This window comes from Klebsiella sp. OBRC7, assembly GCF_000293135.1.
GTDB lineage: Bacteria > Pseudomonadota > Gammaproteobacteria > Enterobacterales > Enterobacteriaceae > Klebsiella > Klebsiella michiganensis.
Map to the genome: position 1 here is coordinate 12,404 of NZ_ALNJ01000136.1, position 16,143 is coordinate 28,546.

General features: G+C 56.3%; 20 protein-coding genes. 17 read left to right on the forward strand and 3 right to left on the reverse strand.

The annotated features are described in order from the left end of the window. Nucleotides 1-4: 4 nt before the first annotated feature. The 8 genes from HMPREF1144_RS25280 to HMPREF1144_RS25315 all read left to right on the forward strand — a co-directional run bounded on the left by HMPREF1144_RS25280 (nucleotide 5) and on the right by HMPREF1144_RS25315 (nucleotide 7,135). Complete coding sequence (locus HMPREF1144_RS25280) at nucleotides 5-895, forward strand: hypothetical protein (RefSeq protein ID WP_009654421.1); 891 nt, start codon at nucleotides 5-7, stop codon at nucleotides 893-895. 138 nt (nucleotides 896-1,033) lie between these two features. Further along, nucleotides 1,034-1,228 (forward strand): helix-turn-helix transcriptional regulator, encoded by a 195-nt coding sequence (locus HMPREF1144_RS25285; protein ID WP_001561320.1) that lies wholly within the window; start codon nucleotides 1,034-1,036, stop codon nucleotides 1,226-1,228. A 16-nt stretch (nucleotides 1,229-1,244) separates the two neighbouring features. Then, on the forward strand, nucleotides 1,245-2,528 hold the full coding sequence (locus HMPREF1144_RS25290; RefSeq protein ID WP_009654417.1) for a ParB family protein: 1,284 nt from the start codon (nucleotides 1,245-1,247) through the stop codon (nucleotides 2,526-2,528). After that, a complete protein-coding gene (locus tag HMPREF1144_RS25295; RefSeq protein WP_009654413.1) occupies nucleotides 2,512-3,069 on the forward strand; it encodes a DUF2857 domain-containing protein in 558 nt (185 codons plus the stop codon). The genes HMPREF1144_RS25290 and HMPREF1144_RS25295 overlap by 17 nt, the downstream gene beginning before the upstream one ends. Beyond that, nucleotides 3,059-3,931, forward strand: a complete 873-nt coding sequence (locus HMPREF1144_RS25300; protein ID WP_009654448.1) for an STY4528 family pathogenicity island replication protein — start codon at nucleotides 3,059-3,061, stop codon at nucleotides 3,929-3,931. Before HMPREF1144_RS25295 ends, HMPREF1144_RS25300 begins: the two co-directional genes overlap by 11 nt. Before the next feature lie 159 nt (nucleotides 3,932-4,090). Beyond that, complete coding sequence (locus HMPREF1144_RS25305; protein WP_009654446.1) at nucleotides 4,091-4,702, forward strand: PFL_4669 family integrating conjugative element protein; 612 nt, start codon at nucleotides 4,091-4,093, stop codon at nucleotides 4,700-4,702. Continuing rightward, complete coding sequence (locus tag HMPREF1144_RS25310) at nucleotides 4,692-5,117, forward strand: DUF3158 family protein (protein WP_009654433.1); 426 nt, start codon at nucleotides 4,692-4,694, stop codon at nucleotides 5,115-5,117. The genes HMPREF1144_RS25305 and HMPREF1144_RS25310 overlap by 11 nt, the downstream gene beginning before the upstream one ends. Nucleotides 5,118-5,308: 191 nt before the next feature. Beyond that, complete coding sequence (locus HMPREF1144_RS25315) at nucleotides 5,309-7,135, forward strand: DNA topoisomerase III (protein WP_009654423.1); 1,827 nt, start codon at nucleotides 5,309-5,311, stop codon at nucleotides 7,133-7,135. 47 nt (nucleotides 7,136-7,182) lie between these two features. On the opposite strand, the gene HMPREF1144_RS25320 is transcribed toward HMPREF1144_RS25315, so the two are convergent. After that, the gene (locus tag HMPREF1144_RS25320; protein WP_009654400.1) at nucleotides 7,183-7,653 is read right to left on the reverse strand and encodes an Hsp20 family protein; all 471 of its coding nucleotides are present in this window, start codon (nucleotides 7,651-7,653) and stop codon (nucleotides 7,183-7,185) included. A gap of 387 nt (nucleotides 7,654-8,040) precedes the next feature. Between HMPREF1144_RS25320 and HMPREF1144_RS25325 the strand changes: the two genes are divergently transcribed. From HMPREF1144_RS25325 to HMPREF1144_RS25355, 7 genes are all read left to right on the forward strand, one after another. Beyond that, entirely contained in the window at nucleotides 8,041-8,484 is a 444-nt protein-coding gene (locus tag HMPREF1144_RS25325; RefSeq protein ID WP_009654409.1) for an STY4534 family ICE replication protein, read from the forward strand. Between the two features lie 70 nt (nucleotides 8,485-8,554). Continuing rightward, the gene (locus tag HMPREF1144_RS25330) at nucleotides 8,555-8,938 is read left to right on the forward strand and encodes a hypothetical protein (protein WP_009654405.1); all 384 of its coding nucleotides are present in this window, start codon (nucleotides 8,555-8,557) and stop codon (nucleotides 8,936-8,938) included. A 111-nt stretch (nucleotides 8,939-9,049) separates the two neighbouring features. Beyond that, nucleotides 9,050-9,709 carry an integrating conjugative element protein PilL, PFGI-1 class gene (locus HMPREF1144_RS25335; RefSeq protein ID WP_009654452.1) on the forward strand — a complete coding sequence of 220 codons (660 nt, stop codon included), beginning with the start codon at nucleotides 9,050-9,052 and terminating at the stop codon, nucleotides 9,707-9,709. Between the two features lie 3 nt (nucleotides 9,710-9,712). After that, entirely contained in the window at nucleotides 9,713-10,387 is a 675-nt protein-coding gene (locus HMPREF1144_RS25340) for a TIGR03759 family integrating conjugative element protein (protein WP_009654457.1), read from the forward strand. Continuing rightward, complete coding sequence (locus HMPREF1144_RS25345) at nucleotides 10,366-10,884, forward strand: transglycosylase SLT domain-containing protein (RefSeq protein ID WP_009654414.1); 519 nt, start codon at nucleotides 10,366-10,368, stop codon at nucleotides 10,882-10,884. The genes HMPREF1144_RS25340 and HMPREF1144_RS25345 overlap by 22 nt, the downstream gene beginning before the upstream one ends. Next, on the forward strand, nucleotides 10,881-12,902 hold the full coding sequence (gene traD / locus HMPREF1144_RS25350; RefSeq protein ID WP_009654416.1) for a type IV conjugative transfer system coupling protein TraD: 2,022 nt from the start codon (nucleotides 10,881-10,883) through the stop codon (nucleotides 12,900-12,902). Before HMPREF1144_RS25345 ends, traD begins: the two co-directional genes overlap by 4 nt. Next, entirely contained in the window at nucleotides 12,899-13,588 is a 690-nt protein-coding gene (locus HMPREF1144_RS25355; RefSeq protein ID WP_042928498.1) for a DUF4400 domain-containing protein, read from the forward strand. Before traD ends, HMPREF1144_RS25355 begins: the two co-directional genes overlap by 4 nt. Before the next feature lie 43 nt (nucleotides 13,589-13,631). On the opposite strand, the gene HMPREF1144_RS25360 is transcribed toward HMPREF1144_RS25355, so the two are convergent. Next, nucleotides 13,632-14,567: a DUF1848 domain-containing protein gene (locus HMPREF1144_RS25360; protein WP_009654398.1), complete on the reverse strand. Its 936-nt coding sequence runs from the start codon at nucleotides 14,565-14,567 to the stop codon at nucleotides 13,632-13,634. Further along, entirely contained in the window at nucleotides 14,564-15,361 is a 798-nt protein-coding gene (locus HMPREF1144_RS33130; RefSeq protein ID WP_157214918.1) for a hypothetical protein, read from the reverse strand. Before HMPREF1144_RS33130 ends, HMPREF1144_RS25360 begins: the two co-directional genes overlap by 4 nt. A 241-nt stretch (nucleotides 15,362-15,602) precedes the next feature. Here HMPREF1144_RS33130 and HMPREF1144_RS25370 point away from each other — a divergent pair, with 241 nt between their 5' ends. Together HMPREF1144_RS25370 and HMPREF1144_RS25375 are read left to right on the forward strand one after the other, a co-directional pair. Continuing rightward, nucleotides 15,603-15,911: an RAQPRD family integrative conjugative element protein gene (locus HMPREF1144_RS25370; protein WP_009654443.1), complete on the forward strand. Its 309-nt coding sequence runs from the start codon at nucleotides 15,603-15,605 to the stop codon at nucleotides 15,909-15,911. Further along, complete coding sequence (locus HMPREF1144_RS25375) at nucleotides 15,904-16,137, forward strand: TIGR03758 family integrating conjugative element protein (RefSeq protein ID WP_009654440.1); 234 nt, start codon at nucleotides 15,904-15,906, stop codon at nucleotides 16,135-16,137. Before HMPREF1144_RS25370 ends, HMPREF1144_RS25375 begins: the two co-directional genes overlap by 8 nt. Nucleotides 16,138-16,143: the final 6 nt, after the last annotated feature.

A 16,143-nucleotide genomic window follows, 5' to 3' on the forward strand; every position in this document is an offset into this window, starting at 1 on the left:
CGCCATGCCCCCACACAAAATCCGCCAGGAGTGGCTGACGCTGGATGAGGCCGCAGAAGTTATCCGGCAGCACAACATCACATTGCTGCCTGCCGATCTGATCCGCCATGCCCTGCACGGCGATCTGCCTCTCTCAGTCTACTTCCCCTCGCCCGTACTTCTGAGACCACTCAATCCTCCTTGCCGCTTTGCCTGCCGATTCAGCAAGCCGCCCTTTCCACCTTCTCAGTGCAACAAACCCGGCAACCGCAAAGTGATGGCCAACTCTCCGCCATGCCGACGCGACCCGACTCTGCAACTGACCACCAGCCATCTGTGGAATTTGCCGTTGATCGGCCTTGAGCGCCTGCTGCTCCACCAGCAACTGGCGAAATCGTTGAATCACCCTTGCCCCAGTGATACCCACTGCTGCAACCAGATTGGCATTGTGGTCTGCGATGAAAACGACAGCTACTACCAACTCTGTTGCCGCAAATCGTTGCGAGAGCTTTTACTGGAACTGCTCGCCACGCAGAACAACCTCCAGGAAGAGCTGCATCTGCTGATTGGCCAGCTGTATGGCAATGGACGCAATGACCTGAAATCCCGGCTCAGTCTGTCCGTCTGCTACCTGCAGGATACATTGCCTCCTGACGCACTGTTCGTCATCCGCCGCACTCATCTCGAAGCCTTCCTGACCCGTCATCAGCCAGAATCAAAGGAGCGGATCACCTCCGCGCTTTCCCGTTTGCTGTGGCTGGCCTGCAAGCACAACCCGCAACTGGACGATGAAATGCTGGAGCATCCCTACAAACTGCTGAACATTTTCGAATGCTGGGCGCGTGAAGAAGGTATGCACCTGCCGCTGAGCGCCGAGACGTTAAAAACTGCACTCCAGCGCGGCGCACCGCCGTAACGCGGTCAACTAACCCTTTCAACTAACAACTCTCACTAACCCAGATAAGGATTTTTACTGCCTGGCAGGGACGCTGCTGCTTTGATAACCACGCCCATCGTGCTGATGTGAACGACTCTGGACACAGGAGGAATGGTTATGAATAGCGACAGATTTTTACGCTTACGCCAGGTGGAAGACAAAATCGGCTTCGGTAAATCGTGGATTTACCGGCAAATACAGCTGCAACAGTTTCCGCCATCCATCCGACTCAACAGCCGCCACGTCGCCTGGCTGGAAAGCGAGGTGGATGCCTGGATCCACCAGCGCATCCGGCTTACCCGCGATGTCTGAATGCCGGAGGAAGATTATGTGCGCTTCACACCTGCTCAACCGCTGGCTTCACGGTGCCAGCACTACCGGAGAACAGGAAATGGTCCAGGTCATTCTGGAACAAATCCAGCCGTTCGCCCTCAATCCCCGCGTCACCCGCAACCCCGGCTATGACGTACTGAAAGCGTCAATTCTTGCCCGCGGGCTGGATAACCCGCCGGTGTTGACCCGTCGCCCCGGCGATGAAAAATATATGCTCGCCAGCGGCGGGAATACGCGCCTCGCCATCCTCAATGAACTGTGGCAGGAGACGCAGGATGAACGTTACCACCGCGTCTGCTGGCCGTTCAGACCGTGGCCGGAAACGCTGTCACCGCAGCAAGGCGAAGTCCAGTGCCTGATCGGCCATCTGGCGGAAAGCGACCTGCATAATGGATTGATGTTTATCGAACGCGCGGAAGGGATCCTGCACCTGCGCGATCTTTACCTCGAGGCAGGTGTTGAATGCCCGACGCAGCTGGCGCTGGCGGAGCAACTCACCCGAGACGGCTATCCCGTCAGCCAGTCGCAAATCAGCCGGATGTTGCAGACCGTCGACTGGCTGCTGCCCTGCATCCCTAACGCGCTATATGGCGGTCTGACCCGAAAGGTTATCGATCGCCTGCTGGCGCTACGCAGCGCAGCGGAACAAGTCTGGGCAAAGCTGATGCCGCTGGAACGCCAGCCGGAATTTGCCGACCTGTTCAGCACCGCCCTCGCCACCTTCAACGGCGAGCCGGAAGCCGTGGTACCGCAACTGGTGCAGGACGAACTGCTCGGCGAGATGAGCTGTCGCAGCGGCATGAGCTGGAATACGTTGCTGGCGGAACTGACCGATGGCCAGAGCAAGCGGCAGGTGCTGCTGGGGCCTCCGGTCGAAAAGGTCCTCTGGCCGCCACCGCCGGAAGTGGAAAAAGCACCACTACCAGAGCCTGAGCCACCGACTGAACCCGCCGCGCCCGATGAGTCAAAGCCCTCACCGCTGGTGCATACGGCACGGTCGCTGTGTGCCTGCTGGGGATTGGACGCCTGTATCCAGCCGGACGACAGCGCTCCGGCCGGTTTCACCCTCGCGGCCTGCCACGAATTTCCCCATCCGGCGGCACAGCGCTGCTATCAGGTACTAGCCGCCCTAAATGGCGACACCAGTACGCCGATGCCCGCCCTCGAATTGCTGCTGTCGCCGGACTACGACAACGCTCAGATCCAGCAACTTATGCAGCTTATCAGCCTGTGCCGCCAGCGGCGGCTGCGGGAGGTTCGCCATGACGCCCTCAGTTAACCAGGCAGTACTCACCCACATCGTCCAGGCGCTGAAGGAGGGGCAGATCCGCTACTGCGAATCGCTCGGCTTCAGCCCGCAGGAGCTGTGCGAGCTGACGCGCCTTACCGCCGACGACATCCTGTTTCTCAGCAACAGCGCGGTGCAGTTCATCACCACCCATATTGACCACGAAATGCTGGGCCGGATGCTGGCAAGGATGGAGCAGGAGCGGCTGTTCCAGCAGCGTCTGGAGGAAGCCCTGTCGCTGGGCGCGTCCATCGAGTTCATCAACCACTATTTTGGCCTTTCCACGCCGGAGGTCTGCGCCCGGCGACGGCTGATTGGCCTGTTTGTTCGGCAAGGGCGCAACAATGCTCCGGATGAGCAGGTGGAGACGCTGGTGTGGAACGAGTGGCAGAAAACCGACGTGAAAAAGCTCGACTCACCCGAAGCGCTGACCGCCATGATAGCGATGGCCCGCGAACACGATCTGTCGCTGACGGTCATCTGGAACCTGCTGCGCCAGTGGACTCAGGAGAAGCTGCTGCATGAAGAGTGACGATCGGCTGCTGTTTCTCGGCAACCCACAGCAGAGCGTGCCGAAGCGCCTGCTGCTGGCGCGCAACCTCTCCCCGCGCGACAAGTTCACGTGGCAACTGCTGCGCCTGCACGCCCGCGACGACGGCAGCGGCGTCTTTCCCTCCTACAACGAACTACAGGGCTGGCTCTCCGACCAGCCTGAGGGCGAGAAGGCCTCGCGCAGTACGGTCAGCAACGCGCTGGTGATGCTGCGGATCACTCGCTGGCTGAGCCTGTGCCAGCGGCTGCGCGACGAGCAAAGCGGCAGGATCACCGGTAACCTCTACGCCCTGCATGATGCGCCACTGACTCATGCCGATGCCTGCCGGATGGACAGAGAATATCTGGCGCTGCTCACCGCCTGCTCCCGCCACCACAACCGGCGTATCCGCAACATCGCCATCGGGTTACTGCTCGCCCTACAACAACCTGTGGACAGTGGACGAACCTGCACTGAGTCTCCATTGAAGACCGCCCCTGGTCTTAATCGAAGACTCAGTAAAAAATGCCCGAGTCTTCAATTAAGACTCAGTGATGCGGCGGGGGCTGGCGGGCAGCCGGAGCCGCATTGCGTACATACTGGTACAGATTTAAACAATAAACATCAAAAGCGTACGCAACTGCTGCACTGGCCTGTGGATAATCCCTTCAGCGCCAGCGAGCGCCGCGCCGCCGAACGCGCCATGCGCAATCTGGATCCCGACCTCTGCCAGCAGGTGCTGGACGACTGTCTGTGGCGGATCGCCGCCCACGATATCCACCGTCCCCTCGCCTACCTGCTGGCGACGCTGGAGCGGGCCAGACGGGGCGAGTTCAATCAGCTTCGGCGCAGGCGAAGATAGCCCCGATTTTATGCGCAGCGCATAAAGCCGGTGTACCAGCTATCAATCAAACCTCATTCATCGGCGAAATTAACTTTCTGTGAACCAAATGGGTTTCCCGTCGCCTGACTCATTGCGCGGACCGACACTGCGGGCATCTGAATCCATGGAGAATTTCCGATGCCTGGCACAACCCTGTTCAGCGATATCCGCATCACCCTGCACACCCGCGTCGCCGCCCGGCTGTGGCAGGCGCATCCCACTGGCATGCTGCTCTGTCTGGCGTTACTCAGGCGTCTGCTGCGCGCCGAAGAGGCCGACGATCCGTGGGCCGCCCACTGGCTGAAGCAACTGCGCATCCGCCTGAACCTGATCGCCCACCTGCTGAAGCAAAAAAACCGTCGGCTGGACCAGGCCTTCGCCAGCCTGCCGAGCGCTATCCACACCACGCAGGTCAGTAACCCGTCCCCGACCGAATTCATCCTGCCGCTGGCGCTGTTCTCTCCGCCCGGTTCGCGCCTGCTGCAACAGTTGATTGATTACGATCTGCTGGTCCGCCGCACCCTGCTTGCCTGGCATCTCGGCCTTATCGCCCAGGCGGAGAAGCGCGATTTCATTGCCACCATCCCACGCCTGATGCTCCAGGTGTTCAGCTTCGTGAACCGCTTTCGCACCACCGGCGTGACCCGCGCCGACGTGCGGGCAAACAGTCCGCTGGCGCAGACGATGGCGCATAAGCTAGGGAATTTGCCCAAAAAGATGCTTGCGGAGATACAGCGCGATGTTCAATGACGACGACGAAGAAAGCGCCGCCCGCAAAAGCTCGCTAAAGGGCCTTTTAAAGGCCTTTAAGGGTAAGGGAGAGCTGCGAGCGCTGGTGCGGGAATTACAGACGTTGCGCGCGCAACTGCAACAACGTCAGCCGATGCTGAAACAGGCGGTGTATGAATTGCCGGGGCGGAACGTACCGCTGATCCTGTGCAGTAACCCGGCGCGCTCCGGCGTCAGCTATCTGCGCTGGCGCAATCTGGACAACAACCGTTCGGGAGGCGTGGCGTTGCAGGAGGCCATTCAACAGCCGGACGTGAGCGATGAACTGCGCGATGCGCTGATGGCGCTCGAATGGCGGCGACAGGTGCTGAATACGCAGCTTTCGGTGGTGATGTTTATGCTGCGGCGAATACAGCCGTTAACCACGCTGGTTTAAAATTTTGCGCAAAGTTAAACCCTGAGTGTCACTTTAGCGATTTTTTTAAACTCACTTTATGCACCTTAAAGCAGGCACTATCCGCTTACTGCGCGTTTTAAGGTGCAATTTTTACCTTCTCCCTCCAGTTTCCCCTGTCGCCTTACCCCTCCGGCACACCATGCTGAACTCCCTTTCACCGGAGACAGCCCATGCAACTTTACCTGTGCGAAAAACCCTCTCAGGCGCGCGATATCGCCCGTGTTCTTGACGCCCGTAACCGCAGCGATGGCTACCTGCATAGCGCCACCGTGACCATCACCTGGTGCTTTGGCCATCTGCTGAGCATGGCCGCGCCGGAGGATTACGATCCGAAACTGAAACACTGGCGGGCAGAGCATCTGCCGTTTATTCCTCCGGCGTGGCGGCTGGTGATCCGCCCGGAGGTGCGCAAGCAGTTCCGCATCATCGAAAAGCTGCTGAAACAGGCGGATGCAGTGGTGATTGCCACCGACGCCGACCGCGAAGGCGAAACCATCGCCCGTGAAATTCTGGAACAATGCCGCTGGCGCGGTCCGGTCCAAAGGCTGTGGCTGTCGGCGCTGGATGACGCCAGTATCCACAAGGCGCTTGCTGCCCTGCGACCCGGCGACAACACGTTTCCGCTGTACCAGGCCGGACTGGCGCGCGCCCGCGCCGACTGGCTGGTCGGCATCAACATGACCCGCGCCTGCACGCTAATGAACCGGCGGCACAAGGGTGTGCTCTCCGTGGGCCGGGTGCAGACGCCGACCTTACGCCTGGTGGTGGAGCGCGACCGGGAGATCTCCCGCTTCACGCCCCGCCCCTGGTGGCGGGTAGATGCCCGATTGCATACAGGCGGCAATTCCTTTCTGGCACAGTGGCAGCCCGATGGAGCTTACTGCGATGACGAAGGGCGCTGTATCCGAGAATCCGCCGCCCGCGAGGCCACCGCGCGCCTGCAACAGGCCGGAACCGCGCTGGTAATGGACGTGACAACCCGGCGGGAGAAAACGCCGCCACCGCTGGCCTTCACCCTCAGCGCCCTGCAGCAGGTCTGCTCAAAACAGTGGGGCATGGGCGCGCAGGAGGTACTGGATATCGCCCAGCGCCTGTATGAAACCCATAAGGCCACCACCTATCCGCGCACCGACTGCGGCTGGCTGCCGCTCTCCATGCACGCTGAAGCACCGCAGGTTCTGGCGGCGCTGGTCGCCAGCGACATCTCACTGCAGCCCCTCGCCACACAGCTCAACCTGCAACAGCGTTCCCGGCTATGGGATGACAGTAAAATCACCGCCCACCACGGTATTATCCCGACCCGTAAAACGGTGGATCTGACGCAGCTAAGCGACAGTGAGCGCAAGGTATACGGCCTGGTACGCAGCCATTTTCTGGCGCAGTTTCTGCCGGACCATGAGGTGGACAAAACCGACCTGCGCCTGAACTGCGCCGGGGAAACGCTGGTTGCCCGTGGCTCAGTGGTGATTGTCAGCGGCTGGCGACAACTGTTTTTGCGCGAGATGGCAACCCAATCGCCGGAAGAAACGCAGGCACTTCCCGCCCTGCTACAGGGACAAACCTGCGAGGTGGAACAGGTGGACGTTCGCGCCCGCCAGACCCAGCCACCGGAGCACTACACCGAAGGGACGCTGATTGCCGCGATGAAAAACGCCGCCCGTTTTGTCAGCGATGAGCGCCTGAAACAGCGGCTGAAAGAGAACGCCGGTATTGGCACCGAAGCCACCCGCGCCGGGATTATCCAGACGCTGCTTAAGCGTGGTTATCTGATTAAGCAACGCCGCTTTCTGTTGGCAACGGATACCGCCAGCGCGCTGATTGACGCCCTGCCGGAAACGCTGAAAGATCCGGGCACCACTGCGCTATGGGAGCAGATGCTGGATGACATCGCGACGGGGAAAATGGGGCTGGAGGCGTTCCTGGCGCAGCAGCAAGAAACCGTTACAGCGCTCACGGCTCAAATAGTCAGAGGCCAGAAAAGTGGCTCATCAGGTTAGCAAAACGCCCGGCGTTTGCCGGGCGTGAAAACAACGACAGTGAACAATTATGGCTTGTGTTCAATCGCCGGGTTGTTGTTGATGGCGATGCGCTGCGGTTTCTCTTCTTCTGGGATATCCTGGTGTAATTCAATCGCCAGCAAGCCGTTTTCCAGCGAAGCGCCGGTCACTTTCACATGCTCCGGCAGACTATAGCTGGCCCGGAAGTCGCTGCGGCTGATACCCCGATGGATCCACCCTTCTTCGCCGCTTTCGGTTTTCTCCTCTTCACGTTTACCGCTGATGTTCAGCTGACCGCCGACGGTTTCAATTTCCAGTTCGCTCTCTTTCCAGCCCGGCACGCTGAGCGTCAGTTCATAACGATTATCCCCCAGCCGACGGATATTGTACGACGGCGTGGAGGGTAACGGCGTGCTGCCGGTTAGCTGGCTAAAGAGGCGATCGATACGGTTAAAACGGTCCGTAAACAGAGAATCGGAGAGATCGTGCAACACGGGAAAAGTTCTGAGAGTCATCATGTACCTCCTGAACAGTAAAAAAGAATATTCAAAAAGTTCATGTCTTGTGGGCAGGTGTTTCTTACCCGCTTTCTAGATAAGGTTCCTGTACAACTTTTCAACTCACTGAAGCGCAATTTTGTGATGAAAATCACATACTCTCCTCTCAGCCTGTCACGGAAATTATTCAGCCACCGGTAACAAATCTCGCTGTCCTCTCCCCCCGAAAGCTGTTGCTGTAATGCCGTTATCACCAAAGTCCGCCATGCATTCCTGAAACGCGGAGGCGCACAGCGCGGAATGCCCGTACTGCCAGTAACTCAGAGGCCTTGCAGCCCATGAGCCAAACCCGAAGCGGGGCATCCCCGCGCATGGGGCCTCCGCACCTTTCAACACGGAGATACCACCATGAACGATACCCACTACTTCAACCTGTACACCAGCGGTCTGGGCTACCTCAACCGGATCCGGGAAGTGACCCCGAAAAAAGGCGAACCGTTCCTGTGCTGCGACATTGCCGCACTGCGGGGCGAAGCCAGCAACGCGGAGCACACCTGGTTCGACTGCCGCGTCAGCGGCAAGGAAGCGCAGAAACTGGTGCGCCGCTGTATCGACGCCTGCGAGCAGAAACGCAAGGTGCTGATCCAGTTCCGCCTCGGCGATCTGTATGCCGACACCTTTGTCTACAGCAAAGGCGACCGTAAAGGCGAAACCGGTGTCAGCCTGAAAGCCCATCTGCTGCACATCGGGCTCATCAAAATTGACGGTGAAGAGGTTTACCGGGCAGAGCGCGAAGCTGAATCCCAGCCAGCGCCAGACGCACCGCCAACAGAGCCTGTAGCGCAGTTCTGACGCACAGCATTCACCCTGCCGGGGAAATTCCCCGCCGGGGCGTTTCCCTGGCCTTTTACCGGAGAGACGCATGATGAATACCGCATTGAATTCACGCGAAGAAGCCCTTAACCAGGGCAAACTGATTAACCTTGATGACAAGGCGCTGGACGCTGGCTTACCGCTGGATCTGGCCATTACCCTTTCGGCGCACAAGCACTGTCTTGAAGACCGGAATGACAACGCCATCAGGGACTTGCTGAAAGGTGTTGAAATGGCGGTGATAGTGGCCTTTATCGCCCACCAACCGCCGCAACGCACCATTCGTATCGATTACCGCTCGGTGCTGTCGCAGAAAACCAACGGCAGCACGCAGCAGCAAACCGTCAGGCTAACGTTACGCGTTCATTTTTCTGAGCAAGGCATCCCCATCGCCGCCACGCTGGGGCTGATGGGTGAAAGATTCCCTTACTGAATTGATTTCGCGCCCTTAACCGGGCGCTATTTTTTGACGCCGCAAACAGTTGTCGGTATTCCCCAGCCCTCTCATCCAGCACGCTCCTGTCAAAGCACTGTGGAGGATGCGATGAAACGACTATTAATAGCCCTGCTCCTGTTCATTTTCATCGGCGTGGCCACCGCCTCCCCAGCCACGCCTGAAGTCGTCCGCTACGACCGCTATCTGCTGGTCAGCACATCACCGCAACAGCCGCCACTCGAACAGCTTACCGCCCTGTCCGTGCCGCCCGGTTTTCACCCGACGGTAGGGGAAGCGTTGCAATACCTGCTGCGCGACAGCGGCTGGTCTTTGTGTCTCGCCGATGCGCACCGGGCGCAGCTTTATGTGCTCCCATTACCGCTGAGCCAGTACAACACCGGCCCGCTGCGCCTGAAGAGCGCCCTGCAACTGCTGGCGGGCCCGGCGTGGCGGATGACCACCGACGAAAACCGCCGCGAAGTCTGTTTCGCCAGCGACCATTCCCTCCCCCAGACGGTGGCTTACCGTCATCCCGTGTCCCTCCGCCCTTTGGGGCCGTTAACGGCCCCGTTTTTTCTCGCCGGGACCGTAAAGCGCGGTGATATCCGCCTGGCGGTGATCGTGCCGTCGGAGGCTGTTTACCTCCATCAGGTGGTGTGGCTGCGCACGGGGGAACAGTGGCGCGGCTGGCGGCTGGAGCGGTTTGATGAGCGTCGGGCGGTATTCCGCCACGGCAAACGCCAGTTGACGCTGAAAGTACCGGAGTAAGCGATGAAACGCCTGATTCTCCTGTTATTGCTCACTGCAAGCGTGGAGGCGCAACCGCTCCAGATGCAGACCAGCCAGAATGCGGACTCTGCACTCAGACCGCTGACCGCGCAACAGCAGGCCACCGTCTGGGGCGTCACGCAGGAAGAGTGGCAGCGCTATCTCACGCTGAAACAGCAGGCGCGCGGCGTCTGGTCGCCGGGGCTCGATCCACTGACCACGCTGGGCGTCGAAGCCGACACTGACCACGAACGCCAGCACTTCGCCGAACTGCTGGTCAGGCAGGAGTACCAACGGCTGGAGAAAGAACTCGCCTTTCAGCGCGCCTATGACGCGGCCTGGCAACGCCTCTATCCGGGCCTGACACCGCTGAAAACCACCTCTGCCAACACTTCCCGCGTTTCGTTGTTCGTCCAGGATGACTGCCCACCCTGCGACAGCCTGCTGCGTACCCTGCTGGCGCAGCAGCGTCCGCTGGATATCTGGCTGGTCAACAGCGAAGGCGATGATAACCGGGTGCGCCGCTGGGCGATGGCGCACGGCATCGACACAAAGCTGGTGAGTGAACACAGCATCACCCTTAACCACGACGCGGGTCGCTGGCTGCTTTTGGGGCAGAGCAAAATCCCGGTGGCGCTGGAGCGTAAGGGGGAGCAATGGCGCGAGGTCCTGCCCTGATCCTGCTGCTGCCCTGCCTGGCGCTGGCACAGCCGCTGCCGGAAGCGTACTTGCGCGCCGCAAAAAATTACCGCGTGCCGCCGGAACTGCTGTGGGCCGTCACACAGACCGAAAGCGGGGCGAACCTGAGCGGCAGGCATCTCCCATGGCCGTGGACGCTCAATATCAAAGGTACCGGCTACCGCTACGCCAGCCGGGAGCAGGCCTGTCAGGCGCTGCTGGCCGCCATCCGCCGTACCAGCCCGAAGCGCATTGACGTGGGGCTCGGGCAGATCAATATCGGCTGGCACCGGGCGTATTTTGACTCTCCCTGCGACGCCCTGCATCCCCTGCAGAACCTGTCGCTCACCGCGCAACTGCTGCGTCAGCGCTACGATGAACGCCCCGGAAGCTGGCTCAATGCCGCAGCTCGCTATCACCGCCCTGCAGGCGGCGCGCCCGCTGCACGCTACCGCAAGCTGGTCAGCCGCCACCTGCAACAGGCCGCTCCGCCATGAGCTGCTACGCGCTGGAAGCGCTGCTGCGCCCGCCCGTGGAGTTTTACAGCACCGTCACCGCTGGCTGTGGCGCACTAATCTGCCTGACGCAAGCATCGCTGCTGATGCTCACGCCGTGGCAGGCCCGCCTGATGGCCTGCGCACTGTTGCTGCTGGCCCTGCGACGTGGCTGGCAGGGCTGGCACATCGTGCGCTACCACCGCAACCTGTTGCGCCTGCCGCGCTACGCGATCACCAGCAGGAATATCCCGGTCAGCCGCCAGCGGCTGTTTCTCGGTAAGGGCTTTCGCTGGCAGCCCATCCACACCCAGCGTCTGTACGACTGCCTGCAACCGGAAGCCGCACGCTGGCTGCGCCCGGGATGGTGTTACCGCCTGGCAAGACACATCGAAAAACGCAGCGAGCATACTATGCCCGGTCTTAGCCGCCTGCTCAGCGCCGATCGCTGGCTGAACCCGGTGCGCCCGCTGCCGCCCGTCGGCGGCAATCCGTGGCTGCATGGAGTAGAACTGAAAGAGTACGACGTCACCCTGCCGCTCAGCGAACGCCCCGGCCACACGCTGGTGCTTGGCACCACCCGCGTCGGCAAAACCCGACTGGCGGAACTACTTGCCACTCAGGACATCCGCCGTGGCGAGGTGGTGATCGTTTTCGATCCGAAAGGCGACGCCGATCTGCTGAAGCGTCTGTGGACGGAAGCGCAGCGCGCCGGACGCGGCGACCGCTTTATCCTGTTCCATCTGGCCTACCCGGAGATCTCCGCCCGCTATAACGCCATCGGGCGCTTTGGCCGCATCTCGGAAGTGGCGTCGCGCCTCACTGGACAGCTTTCCGGCGAGGGTAACTCAGCGGCCTTTCGCGAGTTCGCCTGGCGCTTTGTCAACATCATCGCCCGCGCCCTGGTGGCGCTCGGACAGCGCCCCGACTATCAGTTAATTTCCCGCCACGTGGTCAATATCGACGCCCTGTTTATCGACTATGCCCGCATCGTGCTGCCACGCCACAACGCGCGGGCGTGGGAAGTGGTGGCGCAACTGGCGGAGCGCGTTAACGACAAAAACACGCCGCGCCATATGCTGGGACGCGATCCTCACGTAGTGGCGCTGGAGCAGTACCTCAACGCGGAGAAATTCTACGATCCGATCCTCGATGGGCTGCTCTCGGCGGTGCGCTATGACAAAACCTACTTCGACAAGATTGTCGCCTCGCTGCTGCCGCTGCTGGAAAAGCTGACCACCGGCACGCTCGCCGCCCTGCTCGCCCCCGACTATCACGATCTGGACGACATACGTCCGATCCTCGACTGGCAGCAGGCGATCCGCCAGAAGGCGGTGGTCTATGTCGGACTGGATGCGCTGTCTGATGCGGTGGTTGCTGCCGCCGTCGGCAATTCGATGTTTGCCGACCTGGTGAGCGTCGCCGGGCATCTCTACAAATTTGGCCTGAATGATGGACTGCCCGGCAATAGCGAAAAACCGTCGCCCATCAACCTGCATTGCGATGAGTTTAATGAACTGATGGGCGAGGAGTTTATCCCGCTGGTCAACAAGGGCGGCGGCGCGGGCATTCAGGTCACCGCCTATACCCAGACGCTGAGTGATATTCAGGCCCGCCTCGGTAGCGCGCCCAAAGCAGGCCAGGTGGTCGGCAATTTCAACAACCTGATTATGCTGCGGGTGCGCGAAACCACCACCGCCGAACTACTGACGAAGCAACTGCCGCAGGTGGAAGTGCGCAGCCGTCAGGTTAGCTCCGGCGTCACCGACACGCCGGGCGGCATCAACAGCTTTACCAGCAATACCCGCGAGCAGGTAACCACCAGTAATGTGCCGCTACTTGATACCGCCGCGCTGATCCAGCTTCCCAAAGGGCAGGCCTTTGCCCTGCTCGAAGGCGGGCAGTTGTGGAAAATTCGTCTGCCGCTGCCCATCGACGACAAACACTGGACGCTGCCGTATTCTATCCAGCAGCTAACAGAATGGATGCAGCCCCGCCAGAACGGAGGGAACGTAGAATGAGCCAGCAACAACCGACACTCCCTTCTCAGCCACCTTCCGGCTTGGTAATTGGATTATTAAGACTTGTAAGTTATGCATTGGTAATTATTATTGAGGGAGTCTTTTTACATCTGTTGCTGACATTATTTCTATATTTTTTATGGCCGCAAGACGATGTTGAGCATATTTCGCGTGCAGTGCTACACGAACAGGCAGCGCTGGAGCAGGATCTACGTAGGCATCCGTTAAAAACTCATATTCTGGGTTTACTACAATATAACCAAATAGTGTTGAGACATACTGAAGAAATAGTACTCAGTCTCTTCAAACAACGTGAACTGACATCTTCACTGAGTCCTGTAATCCGCAGCATAACGTACACTATGTTTTATTCGATGCAAAGTGTTATGATGCAGGTGCTCAGATTGATTATAACTTTTCCACTATTTTTATTTTGTATGACAATGGGAATGATTGAGGGATTGGTTCTGCGAGATCTGCGACGATTTGGTGCGGGTTATGAGTCAACGTTGATTCTTAACCGGCTAACTTCCATAATGGGAAAAACATGTAAGTATATAATTATTATAACTCTCTCAGTTCCAAATGTTTTTCCCTCACTAAAAATAGATTATTTATCATTCCTATCTGCAGGGGTTATGATTTATTATCTTCTTTTGTGTATGAATATCCGAGGAAGGTTATAATCCATTTCCCCAACACTTCCTAAAAAACACCTAAAATGAGGCATTAAAATAGCTTTTGTTGAACAATTACATTTTTCAAAAGATCATTATCCACATCAGAAGCATCACCTAAAAGAAATGGGCTGATTGGATTATGTTTTTTCATATTAGCTTTCACTATATTTTCATTAAATGTTGCATAACAATACCTACAACCATGTAAACAAGTATTATACTGTCCGATATCAATGCTTTTGATACATCCACATGCTTCTCGCTGCCCTGAATCTTTTATACCTGAAACATGTAGTCCGAATAACTCCTTCAGCAACCTATCATCAATACATTTACCCTTAACGATTCCAACCTGTTCAAGATCAAGCGATTCCGCACATGTTGATATTTGCATATCGTATTCCCGAGCGACATCTGCAAAAAAAGAGCATAAATCATAAAGTTCCTCATGGAAATGAGTAATATCCCTATATGTAAAATCAGGGATAAGATTGAGGTTTCGCTTTGTTTTTTGATACAAATCTGCGAAACTAATCACTACACGGTCAGTATGACCAACCAGATTAGAGGCTATCTTCTGGAAAAGCCGTTTATGCTCAGAAACTGGCGTTGCACTTGAAATAATTATCGGATCATAGCGCCATATTACTTTATTACGGCCAATTTTCTTGCTTAGCGCTAAAAAAGTTGATATTGCACGATGAGGGTTTAATCCATGAGCATCCAGTATTTTCGGATAACCTGTTATGGTATACTGAAAATAATATTTAAACTCCTTAAGAAGATCCAGATCAGATAGCATCTTACCGGGGTTTCTCGTCCAGAAAACGATAGCATCGATATCTTCGGGAAGCAAAGATATCCTTTTTACTTGATGGTAGTTATAGGGATTTCGTATCAACAGAAACCCTTCTTTAATTCGATTCATAAACCAGTCATGGTAAAAAGCAGGGATATCTGTTCGTCTACTGGCACTGATTATCATTTCAATTTACCTACAAAATATACAGATTTACGAAACACTTTAGGACTAATACTTGAGTATATATCATCAGGATAGGAGAAACCACAATGTTCACTATCATAATGATAATCACGATAACCTGCATCTGCTACCGCAGTCATTATTTTAATTATCTTCTCTTTGACGAGAGGTTCATTTCGGTCATTAATTACAATGTATGAACATTCACTTTTATTATTTTTAATGTTTTCAATTAATTTATTAACACCAGACTCATCAAGTTCAGAAACAATATATGATAATGTTGCAATATCGAACCTTTCAGAAAAATTAACATCCTCCGTCGTGACATCCACAATATTTCTATAATATTTTCGCTCAAAATCCTGAGGGCTATTTGAAAACATAACTTCTTTAGCTAACTCAGTCCACTCATCGCAACATTCGATCCTAAATGCAGTAATATTTTTGCAGGATAAATCATTACGATGCTTATCAAGCCAACGATGAAAAGCATATGTATCTATTCCTGGACCAGCACCAAAACTTGCGAATACTATTTTTTCTTTATCCTTAAGCTCATCATAAAAACTCATCGCCAAATGATCAAGCGCATTAGAAATCTCAGAAGAATGAACAGGCAAATACCGCGCAATATAGATATACCTTTTATTATCACATTCGTAATTCACATCATTGCCATCAAAATACATATTACTGCTACATTGAAGACAATCATCACCTAAGGAAGCATCACATTTGAGATGTTTGTCCCCTTCAATCCTATCATGACAATTTTTAATTAAACCATCCATAATTTAACCTCGAAGCATTACCATTAGAAAAACAATAATGGAATGTACCGAAATTTTTCGTGTTCTAAATCAATTAACCAATCATTACTAATGACAACTTCCCGCCTCATAATTTTTACAGTCGCCACAATTCCTTTTGACTTAACAAAAACTATCAGCATCAACAATGAGTTTCTGAAAGATATCCCAAGTTAAAGTTTTTATCTTCTTCCGCATTCATGCCTGTGTGGAACCTTGTCTTATGCAGCATCATATACTTCTATCACTGATTCTTCTTAGCTTCGGAGGGCCAGCCTTCGCCTCCCCGGAATCCACCCAACTCGCCCTCGCGCTGAAGCAACTCGACGGCGTGAAAACCTCGCTGGAGCGCGCCCGGAGCAGCGCCAGCACCGATCCACAGTCGCGCTACTTCTTCGACTACTCACAGGCGCAGCAAGACATTTCTGCCGTTGAACAGGGCATCCGCCGCTACCTTAGCCCGGCAAGAGCGCAGCCGCGCGCCATTCAGCCTCTGAGCGCCAGCTACCAGCAGGAGAACCCCGATGACTGATTCGCAACTCGCCGCCTTCCAGGCCGCCAGCCTGAGCAAACCGGAGACCGTCAGCCTGCTGGTGCTCGGTCTGTTTACCAGCGCCCTGCTGCTGTGGTGTGCCTGGACACTGCTGGTCGCCTGGCAGGGCGTCTGCCGCCAGCGCCTGAGTTGGCAGAGTTTTGGCGCGGTAGCGGCCCGTTCACTATTACTGGTTCTGGTCAGTTTCTGGCTGGTCCTGAGCTGAGGAGGC

Excerpts from the sequence above, each read along its gene's own strand:
- HMPREF1144_RS25280 (WP_009654421.1), top strand. The coding sequence starts at position 5 with ATGCCCCCACACAAAATCCGCCAGGAGTGGCTGACGCTGGATGAGGCC.
- HMPREF1144_RS25285 (WP_001561320.1), top strand. The coding sequence starts at position 1,034 with ATGAATAGCGACAGATTTTTACGCTTACGCCAGGTGGAAGACAAAATC.
- HMPREF1144_RS25290 (WP_009654417.1), top strand. The coding sequence starts at position 1,245 with ATGTGCGCTTCACACCTGCTCAACCGCTGGCTTCACGGTGCCAGCACT.
- HMPREF1144_RS25295 (WP_009654413.1), top strand. The coding sequence starts at position 2,512 with ATGACGCCCTCAGTTAACCAGGCAGTACTCACCCACATCGTCCAGGCG.
- HMPREF1144_RS25300 (WP_009654448.1), top strand. The coding sequence starts at position 3,059 with ATGAAGAGTGACGATCGGCTGCTGTTTCTCGGCAACCCACAGCAGAGC.
- HMPREF1144_RS25305 (WP_009654446.1), top strand. The coding sequence starts at position 4,091 with ATGCCTGGCACAACCCTGTTCAGCGATATCCGCATCACCCTGCACACC.
- HMPREF1144_RS25310 (WP_009654433.1), top strand. The coding sequence starts at position 4,692 with ATGTTCAATGACGACGACGAAGAAAGCGCCGCCCGCAAAAGCTCGCTA.
- HMPREF1144_RS25315 (WP_009654423.1), top strand. The coding sequence starts at position 5,309 with ATGCAACTTTACCTGTGCGAAAAACCCTCTCAGGCGCGCGATATCGCC.
- HMPREF1144_RS25320 (WP_009654400.1), bottom strand. The coding sequence starts at position 7,653 with ATGATGACTCTCAGAACTTTTCCCGTGTTGCACGATCTCTCCGATTCT.
- HMPREF1144_RS25325 (WP_009654409.1), top strand. The coding sequence starts at position 8,041 with ATGAACGATACCCACTACTTCAACCTGTACACCAGCGGTCTGGGCTAC.
- HMPREF1144_RS25330 (WP_009654405.1), top strand. The coding sequence starts at position 8,555 with ATGATGAATACCGCATTGAATTCACGCGAAGAAGCCCTTAACCAGGGC.
- HMPREF1144_RS25335 (WP_009654452.1), top strand. The coding sequence starts at position 9,050 with ATGAAACGACTATTAATAGCCCTGCTCCTGTTCATTTTCATCGGCGTG.
- HMPREF1144_RS25340 (WP_009654457.1), top strand. The coding sequence starts at position 9,713 with ATGAAACGCCTGATTCTCCTGTTATTGCTCACTGCAAGCGTGGAGGCG.
- HMPREF1144_RS25345 (WP_009654414.1), top strand. The coding sequence starts at position 10,366 with ATGGCGCGAGGTCCTGCCCTGATCCTGCTGCTGCCCTGCCTGGCGCTG.
- traD (WP_009654416.1), top strand. The coding sequence starts at position 10,881 with ATGAGCTGCTACGCGCTGGAAGCGCTGCTGCGCCCGCCCGTGGAGTTT.
- HMPREF1144_RS25355 (WP_042928498.1), top strand. The coding sequence starts at position 12,899 with ATGAGCCAGCAACAACCGACACTCCCTTCTCAGCCACCTTCCGGCTTG.
- HMPREF1144_RS25360 (WP_009654398.1), bottom strand. The coding sequence starts at position 14,567 with ATGATAATCAGTGCCAGTAGACGAACAGATATCCCTGCTTTTTACCAT.
- HMPREF1144_RS33130 (WP_157214918.1), bottom strand. The coding sequence starts at position 15,361 with ATGGATGGTTTAATTAAAAATTGTCATGATAGGATTGAAGGGGACAAA.
- HMPREF1144_RS25370 (WP_009654443.1), top strand. The coding sequence starts at position 15,603 with ATGCAGCATCATATACTTCTATCACTGATTCTTCTTAGCTTCGGAGGG.
- HMPREF1144_RS25375 (WP_009654440.1), top strand. The coding sequence starts at position 15,904 with ATGACTGATTCGCAACTCGCCGCCTTCCAGGCCGCCAGCCTGAGCAAA.